Annotated in this window: 2 protein-coding genes; one reads left to right on the forward strand and one right to left on the reverse strand. The window is 37.1% G+C overall.

The genetic code is table 11. The features are described from left to right. Positions 1–225: hypothetical protein (locus ACRCJ0_RS19440; RefSeq protein WP_431391864.1), on the forward strand; the 225-nt coding region annotated here is incomplete at its 5' end. Here ACRCJ0_RS19440 and ACRCJ0_RS19445 read toward each other — a convergent pair. Further along, positions 215–406, reverse strand: coding sequence for a DNA-directed RNA polymerase subunit beta (locus ACRCJ0_RS19445; protein ID WP_016897078.1), 192 nt, complete (start codon positions 404–406; stop codon positions 215–217). The genes ACRCJ0_RS19440 and ACRCJ0_RS19445 overlap by 11 nt on opposite strands. Positions 407–509: the final 103 nt, after the last annotated feature.

Here is a 509-nt window from a genome sequence, read left to right on the forward strand (position 1 = left end):
CCCACTAAAAAACTGATTCAAATTGTGGCGAATCATTATTTGAACCTGAAAAATCCTAGTCCAAAAATAAGGCAATCTAAAAAAAGACCTCGTCAACCAGCAGTTGGCTACACAAGTAAACACCTGTTGCTAGTTAGCTTGACTATCCATTTGTCATTTTCATATCAAAAAAGAGGTGATTACAGGATCACCTCTCAAATTGCTTATAGTCATGTTAACGTATAAATGAGAAGACATGGTTCCAGCTAGCTGGGTTTAAGAAATTGAAGGCTGATTGGTCAGACGATATGCTGTATCCAATCAAACCACCGATAATGAATAGTAGGAAGCCAACAATCAATAACAGTAGTCCCCAAAATACAATTTTCTTCCATGGTTCGTTAATATATTGATGATAATATTTCATTTCGTCACGACCATTCTAATCTAGTAAACTAGCAAGCTCTGCGTCTGTTTTACCATCCACATCCACGCGAAGTACATTTGCGCCTAAGGCTTGTAATTTCTTG

Source organism: Aerococcus sp. L_32 (genome assembly GCF_050689315.1).